At 71.6% G+C, this 15,052-nt stretch carries 17 protein-coding genes; 8 read left to right on the plus strand and 9 right to left on the minus strand.

The window, feature by feature from the left end:
• Positions 1–20: 20 nt before the first annotated feature.
• On the plus strand, positions 21–518 hold the full coding sequence (locus BBK82_RS40080; protein WP_083268514.1) for a GtrA family protein: 498 nt from the start codon (positions 21–23) through the stop codon (positions 516–518).
• On the opposite strand, the gene BBK82_RS40085 is transcribed toward BBK82_RS40080, so the two are convergent.
• From BBK82_RS40085 to BBK82_RS40095, 3 genes are all read right to left on the minus strand, one after another.
• Entirely contained in the window at positions 515–856 is a 342-nt protein-coding gene (locus BBK82_RS40085) for a VOC family protein (protein WP_065919590.1), read from the minus strand. The genes BBK82_RS40080 and BBK82_RS40085 overlap by 4 nt on opposite strands.
• A 186-nt stretch (positions 857–1,042) precedes the next feature.
• Positions 1,043–1,477, minus strand: coding sequence for a hypothetical protein (locus BBK82_RS40090; RefSeq protein ID WP_065919591.1), 435 nt, complete (start codon positions 1,475–1,477; stop codon positions 1,043–1,045).
• Positions 1,478–1,521: 44 nt separating this feature from the next.
• Complete coding sequence (locus tag BBK82_RS40095; protein ID WP_065919592.1) at positions 1,522–4,212, minus strand: ATP-binding protein; 2,691 nt, start codon at positions 4,210–4,212, stop codon at positions 1,522–1,524.
• A 129-nt stretch (positions 4,213–4,341) separates the two neighbouring features.
• Between BBK82_RS40095 and BBK82_RS40100 the strand changes: the two genes are divergently transcribed.
• Both BBK82_RS40100 and BBK82_RS40105 read left to right on the plus strand, forming a co-directional pair.
• On the plus strand, positions 4,342–5,196 hold the full coding sequence (locus BBK82_RS40100) for a lytic polysaccharide monooxygenase auxiliary activity family 9 protein (RefSeq protein ID WP_065919593.1): 855 nt from the start codon (positions 4,342–4,344) through the stop codon (positions 5,194–5,196).
• Positions 5,181–5,726, plus strand: coding sequence for a DUF305 domain-containing protein (locus tag BBK82_RS40105; RefSeq protein ID WP_083268517.1), 546 nt, complete (start codon positions 5,181–5,183; stop codon positions 5,724–5,726). The genes BBK82_RS40100 and BBK82_RS40105 overlap by 16 nt, the downstream gene beginning before the upstream one ends.
• 13 nt (positions 5,727–5,739) lie before the next feature.
• Here the strand turns inward: BBK82_RS40105 and BBK82_RS40110 are convergent, their stop codons facing one another.
• A complete protein-coding gene (locus BBK82_RS40110) occupies positions 5,740–5,985 on the minus strand; it encodes a DUF2630 family protein (protein ID WP_065921740.1) in 246 nt (81 codons plus the stop codon).
• Positions 5,986–6,051: 66 nt separating this feature from the next.
• Between BBK82_RS40110 and BBK82_RS40115 the strand changes: the two genes are divergently transcribed.
• Complete coding sequence (locus tag BBK82_RS40115) at positions 6,052–6,465, plus strand: hypothetical protein (RefSeq protein WP_065921741.1); 414 nt, start codon at positions 6,052–6,054, stop codon at positions 6,463–6,465.
• On the opposite strand, the gene BBK82_RS40120 is transcribed toward BBK82_RS40115, so the two are convergent.
• The gene (locus tag BBK82_RS40120) at positions 6,417–7,649 is read right to left on the minus strand and encodes a PP2C family protein-serine/threonine phosphatase (protein WP_065919594.1); all 1,233 of its coding nucleotides are present in this window, start codon (positions 7,647–7,649) and stop codon (positions 6,417–6,419) included. The two genes, BBK82_RS40115 and BBK82_RS40120, sit on opposite strands and share 49 nt — an antisense overlap.
• A 23-nt stretch (positions 7,650–7,672) precedes the next feature.
• The gene (locus BBK82_RS52085; RefSeq protein ID WP_065919595.1) at positions 7,673–8,041 is read right to left on the minus strand and encodes an STAS domain-containing protein; all 369 of its coding nucleotides are present in this window, start codon (positions 8,039–8,041) and stop codon (positions 7,673–7,675) included.
• 138 nt (positions 8,042–8,179) lie between these two features.
• Between BBK82_RS52085 and BBK82_RS40130 the strand changes: the two genes are divergently transcribed.
• The 4 genes from BBK82_RS40130 to BBK82_RS40145 are packed head-to-tail and all read left to right on the plus strand — an operon-like array spanning position 8,180 to position 12,183.
• Entirely contained in the window at positions 8,180–9,013 is an 834-nt protein-coding gene (locus BBK82_RS40130; RefSeq protein ID WP_065919596.1) for an MEDS domain-containing protein, read from the plus strand.
• Positions 9,010–9,903 (plus strand): sensor histidine kinase, encoded by an 894-nt coding sequence (locus tag BBK82_RS40135; RefSeq protein ID WP_237047836.1) that lies wholly within the window; start codon positions 9,010–9,012, stop codon positions 9,901–9,903. Before BBK82_RS40130 ends, BBK82_RS40135 begins: the two co-directional genes overlap by 4 nt.
• A gap of 49 nt (positions 9,904–9,952) precedes the next feature.
• The gene (locus tag BBK82_RS40140; protein ID WP_083268972.1) at positions 9,953–10,714 is read left to right on the plus strand and encodes an IclR family transcriptional regulator; all 762 of its coding nucleotides are present in this window, start codon (positions 9,953–9,955) and stop codon (positions 10,712–10,714) included.
• Between the two features lie 29 nt (positions 10,715–10,743).
• Positions 10,744–12,183, plus strand: a complete 1,440-nt coding sequence (locus BBK82_RS40145; protein WP_065919598.1) for an aldehyde dehydrogenase family protein — start codon at positions 10,744–10,746, stop codon at positions 12,181–12,183.
• Between the two features lie 9 nt (positions 12,184–12,192).
• Here the strand turns inward: BBK82_RS40145 and BBK82_RS40150 are convergent, their stop codons facing one another.
• From BBK82_RS40150 to BBK82_RS40160, 3 genes are read right to left on the minus strand one after another with little or no spacing between them, the layout of a single operon-like run.
• On the minus strand, positions 12,193–12,831 hold the full coding sequence (locus BBK82_RS40150) for a response regulator (protein WP_065919599.1): 639 nt from the start codon (positions 12,829–12,831) through the stop codon (positions 12,193–12,195).
• Positions 12,828–13,691: a sensor histidine kinase gene (locus tag BBK82_RS40155; RefSeq protein ID WP_237047837.1), complete on the minus strand. Its 864-nt coding sequence runs from the start codon at positions 13,689–13,691 to the stop codon at positions 12,828–12,830. Before BBK82_RS40155 ends, BBK82_RS40150 begins: the two co-directional genes overlap by 4 nt.
• The gene (locus BBK82_RS40160; RefSeq protein WP_065919601.1) at positions 13,688–14,971 is read right to left on the minus strand and encodes a serine hydrolase domain-containing protein; all 1,284 of its coding nucleotides are present in this window, start codon (positions 14,969–14,971) and stop codon (positions 13,688–13,690) included. The genes BBK82_RS40155 and BBK82_RS40160 overlap by 4 nt, the downstream gene beginning before the upstream one ends.
• Positions 14,972–15,052: the final 81 nt, after the last annotated feature.

Raw genomic sequence — 15,052 nt, forward strand, 5'->3', positions numbered from 1 at the left:
GTTCGTGGGACCGTCGAGGTATGACCGGCGGGGAGACCACCACCTTGAGCGAGCAGAAGACGGACCTCGGGCAGAGGTTCCACGCCTGGATGGAAGTGGTGGTCCGGTACCTGCCGTTCGGCCTGTCGAGGCTCGTCCCGCCCAGCCTCCTCGGCTTCGCGCTGATCAACGGCTGCACGTTCGGCATCGACCTGCTGCTGCTCACGCTCTTCCGCTCCGGCCTCGGCTGGCCGGTGCCGGTCGCGTTCACCGTCGCCTACGTCATCGCCTTCGGCCTGAGCTTCGTGCTCAACCGCGCGCTGAACTTCCGCTCGCACGCCCCGGTCGGCCCGCAGGCCGGCCTGTACGCGGTGGCGATCCTGATCAACTACCTGGCGTTCATCCTGGGCGTCGGCAGCGCGCTGACGGCGCTGGGGATGCAGTACCAGCTGTCGCGGATTGTGGCGGGGGCGTGCGAGGCGGTGTTCATGTACAGCGTGATGCGGTGGGTGATCTTCCGCGACGCCAAACCCGGCTAGCCGGGCATCGAGGCTAGCGACAGGCTGTTGCCGTCCGGATCGAGCACCTCGACGTGCCGGACGCCGTTGCCGTAGGTCTCCACGGGTTCGTGCACGATGCCGTGGGCGGCGAACCGGTCCAGGAAGTCGTCCAGGGCCGTCACGCCCAACGTGACCATGGCTCCACCCACGCGTGCGGCCCGCACGTCACGGGCGTCGAGCACCACGTAGGCGTTCTCACCGACGTGCCAGAGGTGCTCCTCACCGACCACCTCGTCGGCCGCACGGCCGAAGAAGGCCTCGTACCAGGTCAACGCGTTGGCCAGGTCGCTCACGCACAGCACGCTGTACAGGTCCATCGGGGTCCTGCTCCTCTCGTCGGAGAGGGTGGACCACCGGGAGCCCGGAAGCTCATCGGTGTGGGACCGGAGCGCCGGTCGTCACCCCCAGCGACGACCGGCACCAGGCCGAACACAACTGATCTTCGCCGCGCAACCCCTGCTTGACCAGGGCTTCGGACGACACCGGACGGATCCGGACAGCCGTCACAGGTACCAGGGCGTGCAGTTCGACTCGCCCTCGCCGACGCACACCTTCAGGTAGAACCTGTGCATCTGGTCCGGCGAGAGCCACTCGATCGGGGTCGACGTGCCCACGCCCGAGGCGCTCGCGAGCGACCTCGTGACCTCCTGCGTGCCGCCGGGCACGATCTTGAAGTACTTGATCCACAGGTGCGCGGCCAGGCCGTCGTCGGCGGTGTCCTGGACGAACGACGGCGCTTTGACGTGCGGCGTCTTGTCGACGAACGTGCCCTTCGCGAGGGCACTGCCGCCCGGGATGACGTTGTAGAGATCGACCTGGAACGTGGCCGAGCACCCCGTTCCCGGATCGTGCACCGGGTCGCAGCCCGCCTGTGCGGGCGCTGCGAAACACAGTCCGGCCACCACGGCGGCGGACACGGACACACTCAACTTCTTCATGGTTCCCCCTTGTGTCCGTGGATGTATCAAGCGCGATGCCACACTCACAAGCTGTTCGGACGATTCCGGACACTTAGGAGTGATCGCACCCGTGCGGCTTCGTCGCTGTCCACGGCTTCGAAGATGTCCAACGCGCGCCGCCACGCATCCGAACCGTCGGCCGAAGCGAGGCCCAGGTGCAGCAGTGCCCGCGCGACGCCCAACCGGTACCCGGTGCCCTCCAGCACCTCCACAGCCGCCTGACCAGCCTCGACGGACCCCGAAGCGGCACACAGCGCGGTGAGCGCCAGCCCCTCCAGGATCCGCAGCCCGGTCGCGGCGGCGTGGTCACGGGCCTCGGACGCAGCAGCGGCCGCCGCAGCACCGTCCCCGGCCGCGAGCTCCAGCCACGCCAGCTCGACCAGCGCGTCCGCCATGCCGTGGCCGTACCCACGCCGCTGCCTGCCGGGACGCCCGCAGCAGGTCGTCGCGTCGGCCGCGGACGGCGGCCACGGTGATCCGCGCGTCGATCTCCACCGGCCCGACGCCAGCGACAGCGCCTGCTCCGCGCACCGCAACGCCTCCGCGGAACGGCCGGCGTCGCGGTGCACGCGGGCGAGGTCGTCGAGCGCGGCCGCCTCGCCGACGCGGTCCTCGTGGTCGTGGTTGAGCTGCCTGGCCCGGCGCAGGTGCTCGGCGGCCTGGTCCAGGTCGCCGAGGTAGCGGTGCACGATCCCGAGCGCGCCGAGCGAGTTCGCCGCCGACCTGGTCTCGCCGATCGACTCGCGCAGCTCGACCGCCGCGCGCAGGCTCGAAGCCGACTCGGCGAGCGTCCCGAGGCGCAGCTGGATCAGGCCGAGGTTGCCCAGTGCACGCGCACGCCGGGCAGAGTCACCGATCTCGGCGTAGAAGGCGAGCTCGCGGGTGTAGCAGTCGGCGGCGTCGCTCAAGGCGCCCAGTTCGGAGTAGACGCCGCCGAGGTTGCCCAGCGTGCTGAACTCGCGGTACCGGTCCCCCGCCACCCGGCTCGCCGCCACGGCCTGCCGGAAGTGCTCGGCGGCCACCCGCATGTCGCCCGCGCTCCAGTGCGCGGTGCCCAGCGACAGCTGCATCGCCGCGGCGGCCCGCGCGTCACCGGCCTGTTCGGCGGCGGCCAGCCCGACCCGTGCCACGGCCAGCCATTCCGCGGTGTGCCGGCGCAGCCAGTAGCAGCCGCGCAGCGCGTCGGTCAGCAGCCACGCCATCCGCGCCTGGCCCAGCTCGACCGCCTTCTCCACGGCGGTCACCACCGTGGCCCGTTCGGTGTCGAACCACTGCAACGCGTCGGCAGGCCCGGCGAACACCTGCCGCGGCACCAGGTCCGACAGCACCAGGAAGTCCGGCCTCACACTGCGCGCCGCCGCGACGGCCATGTCCAGGTAGTGGGCGTAGAAGCGTTCGACGGCCGCAGCAGCAGCGTCGTCCGTCTCCTCCACCACGCACCTGTCACGGCCGTACAACCGCAACAGGTCGTGCAACCCGTACCGACCGGCTGCCCTCGCCTCCACCAAATGCGCGCCGACGAGAGCACGCAACACGGGTGTGGTCTCGGCCTCGGAACGGTCCAGCAGCACGGCGGCGGTCCTCGCGGACAGCTCGGGACCCGGTGCGAACCCCATGCGGCGGAACAACGCCCGTGCGAGCGGGTCGAGCGCCACGTAGGAGTGCCCGAACGCCGTGCGCACCGCCGCGTCCGTGTCGCCCTCGATCTCGAACGCCCCGAGCCGGTCGCCGCCCACCAGCTCGGCGACGTGCTCCTCGATCGTCTGGTGTGGACGGTCGGCCAGGTTCGCCGCGGTGATCCGCAACGCGAGCGGCAGGTACCCGCAGAGCCGGACCAGCTCCTCGACGGCGTCCTCCTCGCGCAGCACCCGTTCCGGGCCGAGCACGCTGATCACCACCGCGGGTGCCTCCTCCGGTGTGAGCACCCCGAGCTCCAGCCGGTGCGCGCCCTCTCGCGCCACCAGACCGGCCATCCGGTCGCGGCTCGTCACGACCGTCATGCAGCCGGACCCACCCGGCACCAACGGCCGCACATGTGCGGCACTCGGCGCGTTGTCCACAACGACCAGAGCGCGCTTCTCGGACGTGATGGACCGGTACATGCCGACCATCGCGTCCTGCTGCAACGGGATGTCCTCACCGGGCACGCCGAACGCGCGGATCGCCAGCGCCAGCGCCTGGTCCGGTGTCACCGGCGGGCCGGACGAGTACCCGCGCAGGTCGAGGTGCACCTGCCCGTCCGGGAACCGGTTCGCCACCTGGTGCGCCCACTGCACGGCCAGCGCGGTCTTGCCCACGCCGGGGATCCCGCACACGACCGCGAGCCTGTTGCCGTCCTCCAGCAAGGCCGAGAGTTCCTTCAACGCCTTGGCCCGCCCGGTGAACCCCGGCACGACCGCGGGCAGCTGGCGCGGCACCACGGCCTGGGCGACCGGGGCGGCGCGCACCGGTCCGGCCTGCACCCGGCGCCACGCGGCCAGCCACTCCTCTGTGTCCGTGACGCCGAATGCCTTGAGCAGCCCCTGGAAGACCTCCACCGCGGGCGCGGTCCTGCGCTTCGGGCTGAGCGCGTCGGCGAGCGTGCTGCGCGCGAGTCCGGACAGCTTCTCCACCTGCCGCAACGACGGGTTGCCCGCCCACACCTTCAGCACGCGCAACGCGACGATCAGCTCGTCGAGCGTCTGCACCTGCTCGGGTCCGGGGCGGTCGGGCACAACCCCGAGCCTAGTGATCGTCCAGTCAGGATGAAATTTCAACCGGGCAACCTCTACAAATGGTCCATACCTTTGTTTACACTCTTGAACCGGGCCGCCACCCGTCATCTCCCCCTGCCTGGAGGAGCCATGAAGGCACGGCACCGCATCGCTCTCGCGAGCGTCACCGCCACCAGCGCCTTGGCCGTAGCACTCCTCGTCCCCACGTCGACCGCCGTCGCGCACGGCACGATGTCCGACCCGCCCAGCCGCGTCTACGTCTGCAAGAACGAGGGCCCCGAGACCCCGAAGTCCGCCGCGTGCAAGGCGGCCGTCGCGGCCGGTGGCACGCAGGCGTACTACGACTGGAACGAGGTCTCCCTGCTGGAGGCCGGCGGCCGGCACCGCCAGCTGATCCCGGACGGCAAGCTCTGCAGCGCGGGCCGCGACAAGTACCGCGGCCTCGACCTGCCACGCGCCGACTGGCCGGCCAAGAGAGTCGCGGCAGGACCGCTGACGGTGACCTACCACGCGTCGGCACCGCACTCCAACAGCAACTTCGAGTTCTACATCACCCGGCAGGGCTGGGACCCCACGCAGCCGCTGCGCTGGTCCGACCTCGTGCACCTGTCGACGTTCAACAACCAGAACCCGACGACGTTCACGAACTGGACGCTGAACCTCCCGCAACGCAGCGGCCGCCACATCGTCTACTCAATCTGGCAGCGCGTCGTCGGCAGCGCGGAGGCGTTCTACACGTGCTCGGACGTCGACTTCGGCGGTGGCAGCACGCCTCCGCCCACCACGACGACCACGACCACCACGACGACACCGCCGACCACCACCACGCCTCCGCCCGCCGGTGGCACGTGGGCCGCGGGGACGACCTATGCGATCGGCAACCGCGTGACCTACGGCGGCGTGTCCTACGAGTGCCAGCTCGCCCACACGGCACTGGCCGGGTGGGAGCCGCCGAACACGCCCGCCCTGTGGCGCCGGCTCTGATGGTCCGGCTGCTGCTGGTGCTGCTCGTGCTGTCCGGTTGCGCTGCGCAGCCGGACAGCACGACGCTGCGCGGTGACCCGTTGGACGTGATGTTCCTGCAGATGATGATCCCCCACCACGAGCAGGGCGTGTCCATGGTGGCGCTGGCCGCCGACCGCGCGGCCGACGCCGACGTCCGGATGCTGGCGGCCGCGATCTCGTCGACCCAGGCCACCGAGATCGGCACGATGAAGGGCTGGCTCACGTCCTGGGGCGCGCCGATGACCGCACCGCCGGACGCGCACCTCGACCACGGCGGGATGCGGCGCAGCGACCCGGAGGAGATCGGCCGGCTCTCCGGGCTGACCGGTGCCGAGTTCGACCGGCGGCTGCTCAACGTGCTGATCGCCCACCAGGACGACGCCGTGCAGATGGCCAGGTGGGAGGCCGGCAGCGGCGCCAAGCAGGAGGTGCGGGACCTGGCGGGGCGGATCGAGAGGTCCCGCGTCGCTCAGATCGAGATGATGAAGGGGTTCCTCGGGCGAGCTTGAGCGACTGCCTGCGTTACTGCAGGTAGCCCTCGACCTCGCCCACCGGCCTCGCCTGCACGCCGTCGGGGTCCGCACCGGTCGACCGGGCGGTCCGGCGGCGGCGCAGCAGGTCCCAGCACTGGTCGAGCGCCTCCTCGACGGCCCGCAGCCGCGCGTGCTCCTCCTCGGTGGAGATCTCACCGGCGGCCAGCGCCTGCCGCAGCCGGTGCTCTTCGTCGACCAGCTCGTTGATGCGGCCCAGCACGTTCTCATCGGTCATGTTCACCACCTAAGCACGAACGGGTACCCAGGGCCTGTCCTGCTCGGCAACATGATGGAGGTCCACGTGCAACCGATCCCGTTCCTGCCGTTCGTGTGGCGCGACCAGTCCTGGTCCGGTCAGGACGACGACGCCACTCCCCTCGCCCAGCGCCCGGACACCGGCCTCGTCGGCTACGACGTGGAAGCCACCGACGGCGGCATCGGCAAGGTCGACGAGGACAACGCCAAGGTGCCGAACGACTGCCTGATGGTCGACACCGGACCGTGGATCTTCGGGCACAAGGTCGTGCTGCCGGTCGGCACGGTGCAGCGGGTCGACCACCAGGAGCGCAAGGTGTGGGTCGACCGCACCAAGGAGCAGATCAAGAACGCGCCGGAGTACGACGCGGACGCCGACCCCGAGGACTACCGCAAGCGCAGCGGCGACTACTACACCGAGTCGTACCGGGCCGCGCCGCCGATGCCGCCGATGCTCTGACGCCGGGGCGCGTGCACGAGCAGTGACCGTTCGCGGTGCTGCTGCCACTCCACGAGCAGCACGCTCGCGTCGTCCTGCAACCGCCCGTGCTGGTGGGCGAGCACCGTGCGCATCAAGCGCCGCAACGTCTCCGGCGCCGTGGACCCGTCGGCCTCGCGGCGGACCACGAAGTCCACGAACCGGCGCAGGCCGAACTGCTTGCCGTGTCCGTCGCGGGCCTCGACGATGCCGTCGGTGTAGAACAGCAGCCGGTCACCCGGTTCGAGGTGCTGGTGGCAGAGCTGTGGCGCGCTGGGCAGCTGGAAGCCCATCGGCGGCGCCACCCGGCACCGCAGCTCGCGCAGCCAGCGGCCCTGGCGGATCAGCAGCGGCGCCGGGTGGCCGCGGTTCACCCAGCTCAGCCGGCCGGTGTGGAAGTCGAGCTCGGCCAGCACCCCGGTGGCGAACCGGCGGCCGCCGAACTGGGCGCCGATCACCTCGTCGACGGCGTTGCTCGTGTCGACGAGGCCGGCGCCCCGGCGGCGGTGGTTGCGGCAGGTGCCGGTGGCGAGGGCGACGGTGAGGCCGGCCGACTGGTCGTGGCCCATCGCGTCGAAGATCGACAGGCGCACGACCTCGCCCTCGACGGCGTAGTCGACCGCGTCGCCGCCGATCTCGTAGGCGGGTTCCAGCACCGCCGAGACCACGAGGTTGTCCGTGGCGAACGTCAGCGGTGGCATCAGAGGCCACACGACTTCTGACGCCACGGTCATCGGCTGTGTGCGCACCAACCGCGCATAGGTGTCGCTGTGCGGCCGTTTGCTCACGAGCATCAACGCCACCAACGACGCGAGGGCCTGCAACCGGTCCAGCGTCTCCGCCGAGTCGTCCGCCGCGACGACGCCGAGCACCCCGATGCGTTCGGTGCCGTCCAGCAGCGGGATCCAGAAGTGGTGGCCGTCCTCGTGCGCGGTCTCGATCAGCGCGACGTCGCGGAACGACCGGCCGGCCAGACTCCGCTCCACCGAGACGGCCTGACCGTCGCGCAGCGCGACCAGCCACTCCTCCCGCAGGTCCGCGAGCAGGAAGTCGAAGTTCGACAAGCCCACCGCGTGCTTCTCGACCAGCACCGGCACCTGCTCCAGGGTGGCCAGGTGGCTGGCTTGCAGCAGGTTCGCGAGCATCGCGAACGACGAGTCGGACACGGCGTCCTCCTCTTCGGACGGAGTCAGGCCAGCGGAGTTCCCTGACGTCCCAACGCCTCCGGCACGCTCGGCCGCACGTTCAGCACGTCCTCGAGTTCCAATGCCTGCAACGGCCGCAACACCACGGGCGTGTTGGCGACCACGGAGAACGCACCGCCGTCACGCACACACCGTTCGTGGTGCTCCAACAACAACCTGATCCCGTACGCGCCGAGAAACCCCACGGCGGTCAGGTCCAGCACCACCGGTGACGCCGGGTGGACCACCTCGCCCAGCTGCTCGGACAGCGCGTCGGCGGTGTCCCAGTCGAGCTCTCCGGTGACGTGCACGACGACGGCTGCGCCCACGCTCTCGCTCGTGATGCGGCACGGGGCCTGGTCGTCGGTCTGCACGTGGCAACCTCCAGAGGGGGCACTGCGACACCCGAGTCCCAGACCGTAGCGCAGTGCCGGGCAGGACGCGGGTCGGCGGAGCGCTGAGCTGGAGGATCGCCCGGATGGCCCAGCGGAGGTCACGTAGGATGGGACGCCATGCGCACGTCCGGTGTCACTGACGTCGTCGTCGGGATGAGTTCCAGCGACCACCTCTGCTGGTCGTTCGACGACTTCGCCGAGTTCCAGGCACGTGCGGTCGAGTTCCTCGCGGACGGCTTGGAGCGCGGTCAGCGCGCCTGCTACGTGGCGCGCGGTGACGCCGAGGAGCTGACCGGGCACCTCGCGTCCTCGCCGGTGCTCGCCGCCGCCCTGCGCGACGGCTCCGCCGAGGTGATCTCGCTCGAGTCCCGCTACCGCACCGGCAGCACCGTCTCGCCCGCGGACCAGGTCGCCGCCTACGCCGAGGCGACCAGGGCGGCGCTGCACGACGGCTTCACCGGCCTGCGGGTGGCCGCGGACGCGACGGCGCTCGTGGGCTCACCGGCCTCGCTCGACGCGTTCTGCCGCTACGAGCACCTCATCGACCGGTACATGACCGGCTCACCGTTCTCGGCCATGTGCGCCTACCGCCGCCCTGAGCTGCCGGCCGGAACCGTCGAGCAGCTGGCCTCGATGCACCCGGTCACCAACCCGCACGGCGCCCCGTTCCGGCTGCACGCCACCGCTGACGGCATCGCGCTGCACGGCGAGGTCGACCGCGCGAGCCGTGACCTGCTGCCGCTGGCGCTGCTGCGCGCGGGACCGTCCGTCAACGGCGGCGAGCTGAGGGTCGACGCGACCGGCCTGAGGTTCATCGACCACCGCGGCCTGCTGGCGTTGCACGACTGCGCCCGGTCCCACGCCGCGACCCTCGTGCTGCGCTCGGAGAAGGCCGCGCTGGCCCGCCTGGTGTCGATCCTCGGCCTGGAGAACGTGGAGTGCGTCCGGTGACGGGCTTCCACCACGAGACCGCCTTCTACGGCTCGGACGACGACTTCCTCAGCCTCACCGTCCCGTTCGTCGAGGAGGGCCTGCGCGCCGGCCACCCGACCTTCGTGGCCTGCGCCGAGCAGAACACGGCCCTGCTGCGCGGCGCACTGGGCCGCGACGACGCGGTCACCTACCTGCCCGGTGCCGACCAGTACGCCCGCCCCTCCGACGCGATCGCGAGCTACCGCGAGCTCTGCGGCAAGCTGGTCGCCGCCGGCGCCACCCGCATCCACGTCGTGGGCGACGTCCCCCACCCCGGCACGGGCGCCCCCTGGGACTGGTGGGCCCGCTACGAGGCAGCCGTCAACCAGGCCTACGCCGAGTTCCCGCTGTGGGGCCTGTGCCCCTACGACACGAGGACCACCCCGGACTACGTCCTGGCCGACGTCGCCCGCACCCACCCGCACGTGGCTGGCTCGGCCAACCTCGACTACGGCGGCGTCCTGAGCGCACCCCGCCCGGACGTCCTCGAACAGTCGCGGCCCCTGCTCGAGCTCGTCGACCCGACCCCGGCCGCGGTGCGCTGCGCGGTGAACGCCGCGATCGCGAACGTCGACCTCGACGAGGAGAGCGCGCACGACGTGGTGTACGCGGCGAGCGAGATCATCACCAACGGCCTGACCCACGGGGCCGGGCCGGTGCGGTTCCGGTTGTGGGCGGACAGGTCGCGGGTGGTGATCGCGTGCACGGACCGCGGGCCGGGGCCGCGTGACCCGCTGGTGGGGCTGGTGCCGACCGAGGTGACGCAGACCGCGGGGCTCGGCTTGTGGATCCTGCACCGGACCTGCGGCTACGTGTCGATGGGGCGGTCGGAGGACGGGTTCACGGTGCGGGTGAGCGTGGGCTCCTGACGGCGGTGGTCCCGCTGTGGGCGACGCGGCTCGGGTGCAGAATTCCGGCGTGACCGCGACCGTCTCCGCCAAGCTCCTCTCCCTGCTCGGCACCTTCGACGCGCGCCACCGCAGCCAGACCCTCAGCGGCATCGCGCGGCGCAGCGGCCTGCCGGTCAGCACCACTCACCGGTTGCTGGCCGAGCTGCAGGCCTGGGGCGCGGTGCGGCGGCTGGCGTCGGGTGAGTACGTGATCGGGCGGCGGATCTGGCGGCTCGGGTTGCTGGCGGCGGGTGAGGTGGACCTGAGCCGGGTGGCCGAGCCGTTCCTGCACGACATCCACGCGGCGACGCGAGCGGTGGTGCACCTGGCCGTGCGCGAGGGGGTCGAGGTGCTCTACCTCGACCGGGTTTCCGGGCATGCGTCGGTGCCGATCGTGAGCACGACGGGCAGCAGGTTGCCGCTGCACGCCACGGGCGTGGGGAAGGTGTTGCTCGCGCACGCGCCTGCGGAGGTGCAGGAGGAGGTGCTCGGCCATCAGCTGACGCGGTGCACGCCGTACACGATCGTCGAACCGGCGCGGTTGCGGGCGCAGCTGCACCGGGTGCGGCGGGACGGGTACGCGCAGACGTTCGAGGAGATGACGCTCGGGGCGTGCTCGGTGGGGGTGCCGGTCGAGGTGGACGGAGCGGTCGTGGCGGCGCTCGGGATCGTCGTGCCGGACCTGCGCAACGTGCGGGGGCGGTTGGTGGCGGCGTTGCAGGTCGCGGCACGGGGCATCGGGCGGACGATGCAGTCGGGTTTCCACCCACCGGAAAGCCTGCTTGGATGATCGGCTCGTCGACCGCTTGACTCCGTGGCGTGGCGAACGAGACGAGTCTTTTCATCGGCGGCGAGAGCGTGCCCGCGCTGGACGGCCGCACGACCGACGACCGCAACCCCTACACGGGCGAGGTCCACGCCGTGGTCGCCGCGGCCTCGCCCGCGGACGTGACCCGTGCCGTCGACGCGGCGCAGGAGGCGTTCGCGCGGTGGTCCGCGACATCACCGTCCCAGCGGCGCGCGATCCTGCTGCGCGCGGCCGACCTCCTCGAGGCCCGCACACCGGAGGTCGTGCGGCTGATGGCCGCCGAGGTCGGCGGCGTCGCCGGGTGGGCCGGATTCAACGTCATGTTGGCGGCCAACATCCTGCGCGAGTCGGCGGCCGCGGTCACCCAGCCCGTCGGTGAGGTGCTGACCACCGAGACCGAGGGCCAGCTGTCGCTGGCGGTCCGCGAACCGCTCGGCGTCGTCGCCGCCTTCGCGCCGTGGAACGCGCCGGTCATCCTCAGCACCCGCGCCGTCGCCGCACCCCTCGCGGCCGGCAACACCGTGGTGCTCAAGCCGAGCGAGGACGCCCCGATCGCCGCCGGCCTGCTCATCGCCGAGGTGCTGCACGAGGCAGGCCTGCCCGCCGGCGCGTTGAACGTCGTCACCAACGACCCCGCCGACGCCGCCGCCGTGGCCCAGGCCCTGGTCACCGACCCACGCGTGCGCGCGGTGAACTTCACCGGCTCCACCGAGGTAGGCCGGACCATCGGAACCCTTGCCGCACAACACCTCAAGCCCGCCGTGTTGGAGCTCGGCGGCAAGAACGCGTTGCTGGTCCTGGACGACGCCGACCTCGACCACGCCGTGAACGCCGCGACGTTCGGCTCCTTCCACAACGCGGGCCAGATCTGCATGTCCACCGACCGCATCCTCGTGCACGAGTCGATCGCCGAGGAGTTCACCACCCGCCTCGCCGCCAAGGTCGCCTCGCTGCCCCACGGCGACCCCACCGATCCCGGCACCGTCATCGGCCCGGTCATCAACGCCCGCTCCGCCGCCCGCGTGTCGGAGCTGGTCGACGAGGCCGTCTCCGCCGGCGCCCGCCTGCTCACCTCCGGCGACGGCCCGACCGTCCTCGACCAGGTCACCCCGGACATGCGGATCTTCACCGAGGAGATCTTCGGTCCCGCCGTCATCGTCGTCCCGGTCGCCGACGACGACGAGGCCGTCGCCATCGCCAACAACACCGAACACGGCCTCACGGCGGGCATCCTCACCGAGGACACCCGCCGCGGCCTCGCCCTGGCCCGCCGCATCCGCACCGGCATCGTGCACGTCGGCAACCAGACCGTGGACGACGAGCCGCAGGCGCCGTTCGGCGGGGTGAAGGCGAGCGGGTACGGCAGGTTCGGCGGCCGGTGGGGCGTGGAGGCGTTCTCCGCGACCCGCTGGGTGACGATCGCCGGAGGGCACAGCCACTTCCCGTTCTAGCGCCCCGTTCTAGCCGGTCACCAGCCCGGCTTCGTGCGCCACGATCGCCGCCTGCACCCGGTTCTGCGCTCCGAGCCGGGTCAGGATGGCGCTCACGTGCCCCTTCACCGTGCCCTCGACGAGGTCCAGCCGGCGCGCGATCTGCGCGTTGGACAGGCCTTCGCCGAGCAGCGCCAGCACGTCGCGTTCGCGGGTGGTCAGCGACTCGACCTGCGCGCGGGCGGCGCCGACGCGGGAGGTCCGGAAGCGGGTGATCATGCGGGCGGCGACCTTCGGGGCGAGGTAGGCGCCGCCGGAGGCCAGTGCGTGGACGCCGGCGATGAGCTCGCGGGGGTCGCCGGACTTGAGCAGGAACCCGCGCGCGCCGCCGTCGAGGGCCTGTTCGAGGTAGCCGTCGTCGTTGAACGTCGTCAGCACCGCGACGCCGAACCCGTGGCGCGCCAGCTCCTTCGCGGCCTGCAGGCCGTCGAGGCGGGGCATCCGGACGTCGAGCAGCACGACGTCCGGGCGGTGCTTCAGGGCCAGGTCGACGGCCTCGCGACCGTCAGCGGCCTCGGCGACGACCTCGATGGCCCCATCGGCGCCGAGGATGGCGCGCACACCGGCGCGCACCATCGCCTCGTCGTCTGCGAGCAGCACGCGGATCACTGGTCCCCCGGGTGTGGCAAGGTCGCGACCAGCTCGAACCTGCCTTCGCCGCGCTCGGTCCGCAGCGTACCGCCGGCCAGCCGCACCCGTTCGCGCAACGCCACCAGCCCCAGCCCGCTGCCGGGGCCGCGGCGCAACCCGACGTCGTTGCTCGCCTCCACGACCGTCATCTCGTCCGCGCTCGTCACCTTCAGGCGCAACACCGAGCGGGGCGCGTGCTTGGCGGCGTTGGTCAGCGCCTCCTGCACGACCCGGCGCACGGTCGGCTCCACAGTGGACTCCAGCTCACCGTCCACGCTGAGCTCCACCCGCAGTCCTGCCGCGGTCGCCCGATCCACCAGCTCTCGCACGCCTTCGACCGCGGGCGGCTCACCGTCCCGCAGCAGGAACACGAGGTCCGCCAACCGTTCCGTGGCTCCCGCCGCACCCACCCGCAGCCGCGCGGCCGCCTCCCGGTGCTCCTCGGGCAGGGTCATCTCCAGCACCCCGGCCTGCAACGCGAGCAGGCTCAGCTCGTGCCCCAGCGTGTCGTGGGCCTCGTGCGCGATGCGAGTCCGTTCCCGCAGGTGGGCGGCTTCAACGGTGGTGGCGGCCAGCGCGGCCTGCTGGTGCGCGAGGTGCCCGAGGAACCACGGCAGCGCCACCGCCAGCCCCACGACCCCGAGCGCCAGGACCCCCGCCACCGTGCTCAGCAGGAACAACGCCGCCGGCCACGCCGACGCCATCCGCCGCCCGAGCAGGAACGAGACCACGAACAACGGCACGCACACCGCAGCGGTCCACGGCGGCACGTTCTCGTGCATCGCGAACGACACAGCGACCGCCACCGCGACGCACGCCGCAAGCGCCGCCGTCCTCACCGCCGCCACCGCACAACCGCCACGCTGATGTTCATCACGCTGGACACGCCCAACCACACCACAAGCGGCAGCGAATAGTGCGCCAGTTGGTAGAACGTGATGTCGCGCCCGCCCCCGTACAGCAGCCCCGTCAACGCCGGCAACGCCACCAGCACCCCCAACGGCACGAACCTCACCAGCTGCCACGCCTTGTGGAACCGCCGCGGCCTGCGCAACGCGCGCACGTTCAGCGCCAGCGACAACAACGTCAACGCCGCCAGCACGAGGTCCGTCAGCAACCGCGGCGATCCGGGCTCCTCCGGCGTCTTCCCGTCGAGCACGTCCGCGATGCCGTTCTCCAGCTGCGACGTGCCCTCGTTGGCCAGCCCGACCCCGCTGTTGGCCATCACCGCGATGCCGTACCCCGACTTGGTGACCAGCTGCCCCGCGGTCGCGGTGAACCAGATCCCGCTGTGCCGCAACCGCCCCTGCTGATCGGTCGCCCACCCCATCCCGTCGCGCGGCGCCTGCTGCCGCACCAGCCACCTCGCCATGTCCGCGGCCGTCGTGACCACCCCGTCCGAGCCCGCCACGAACCGGTGCGGCTCCGTCACCGCCACCGACATCCCGTACGCGTACCCGTGCCCCTTCACGTAGTCGGCCGGCAGGTCCCGCGGCGTCACGTCGATCGCGGTCGTGTCCCGCATCCCGAACGGCTCGAACACGTGCCGCTCCAGGTAGTCGTTGAACCGCTCCCCCGACACCACCTCGACCACCCGCGCGGCCAGGTGGTAGTTCGTGTTGGTGTACCGGTTCCGGGAGCCGGGGTCGCTCGCGAGCGTCGCCTGCCTGGCGCGTTCGACCGCTTCCTGCGGACTGTTCGGCTGTGGCAAGGACTTCTCGTGCAACGTCCCGTCGGTGATGCCCGAGGTGTGGTTGAGCAGGTGCCGGGTGGTGATCCGCTCGCCACGCGGGTCGTCGACCGCGAAGTCGGTGACGTAGGTGCGGACCGGCCGGTCGAGGTCGAGCCCGCCTGCGCCGGCGAGCTGCTGGACGGCGAGGGCGGTGAAGGACTTGCTGACGGAGGCGACCGCCATCTTGGAGTGCTCGGTGATCGGCGCGCCGGTGGAGTCGTGGCCGTAGCCCTTGGTCATGATCACCTGGTCGCCCTTGGTGATGGCGACGGCGACGCCGGGATAGGAGGCGGCACTCAAATAGCCGGTGACGTAATTGTCCACTGTGGACATGTCCGGTGGAGAGGCGAGGGCGGCGACGAGGCCGATCGCCCAGATGCTGTTCATGGTCAAGACGGTAGGAAGGGCGGGGCGTCGGCACCCGGCCCGGAAGACAGGGCGGACCCCTGACGAAAGCAAGGGGTCCGA

The organism is Lentzea guizhouensis, from assembly GCF_001701025.1.
In the GTDB taxonomy this organism is placed as follows: Bacteria; Actinomycetota; Actinomycetes; order Mycobacteriales; family Pseudonocardiaceae; genus Lentzea; species Lentzea guizhouensis.

Excerpts from the sequence above, each read along its gene's own strand:
- BBK82_RS40080 (WP_083268514.1), top strand. The coding sequence starts at position 21 with ATGACCGGCGGGGAGACCACCACCTTGAGCGAGCAGAAGACGGACCTC.
- BBK82_RS40085 (WP_065919590.1), bottom strand. The coding sequence starts at position 856 with ATGGACCTGTACAGCGTGCTGTGCGTGAGCGACCTGGCCAACGCGTTG.
- BBK82_RS40090 (WP_065919591.1), bottom strand. The coding sequence starts at position 1,477 with ATGAAGAAGTTGAGTGTGTCCGTGTCCGCCGCCGTGGTGGCCGGACTG.
- BBK82_RS40100 (WP_065919593.1), top strand. The coding sequence starts at position 4,342 with ATGAAGGCACGGCACCGCATCGCTCTCGCGAGCGTCACCGCCACCAGC.
- BBK82_RS40110 (WP_065921740.1), bottom strand. The coding sequence starts at position 5,985 with ATGACCGATGAGAACGTGCTGGGCCGCATCAACGAGCTGGTCGACGAA.
- BBK82_RS40130 (WP_065919596.1), top strand. The coding sequence starts at position 8,180 with ATGCGCACGTCCGGTGTCACTGACGTCGTCGTCGGGATGAGTTCCAGC.
- BBK82_RS40160 (WP_065919601.1), bottom strand. The coding sequence starts at position 14,971 with ATGAACAGCATCTGGGCGATCGGCCTCGTCGCCGCCCTCGCCTCTCCA.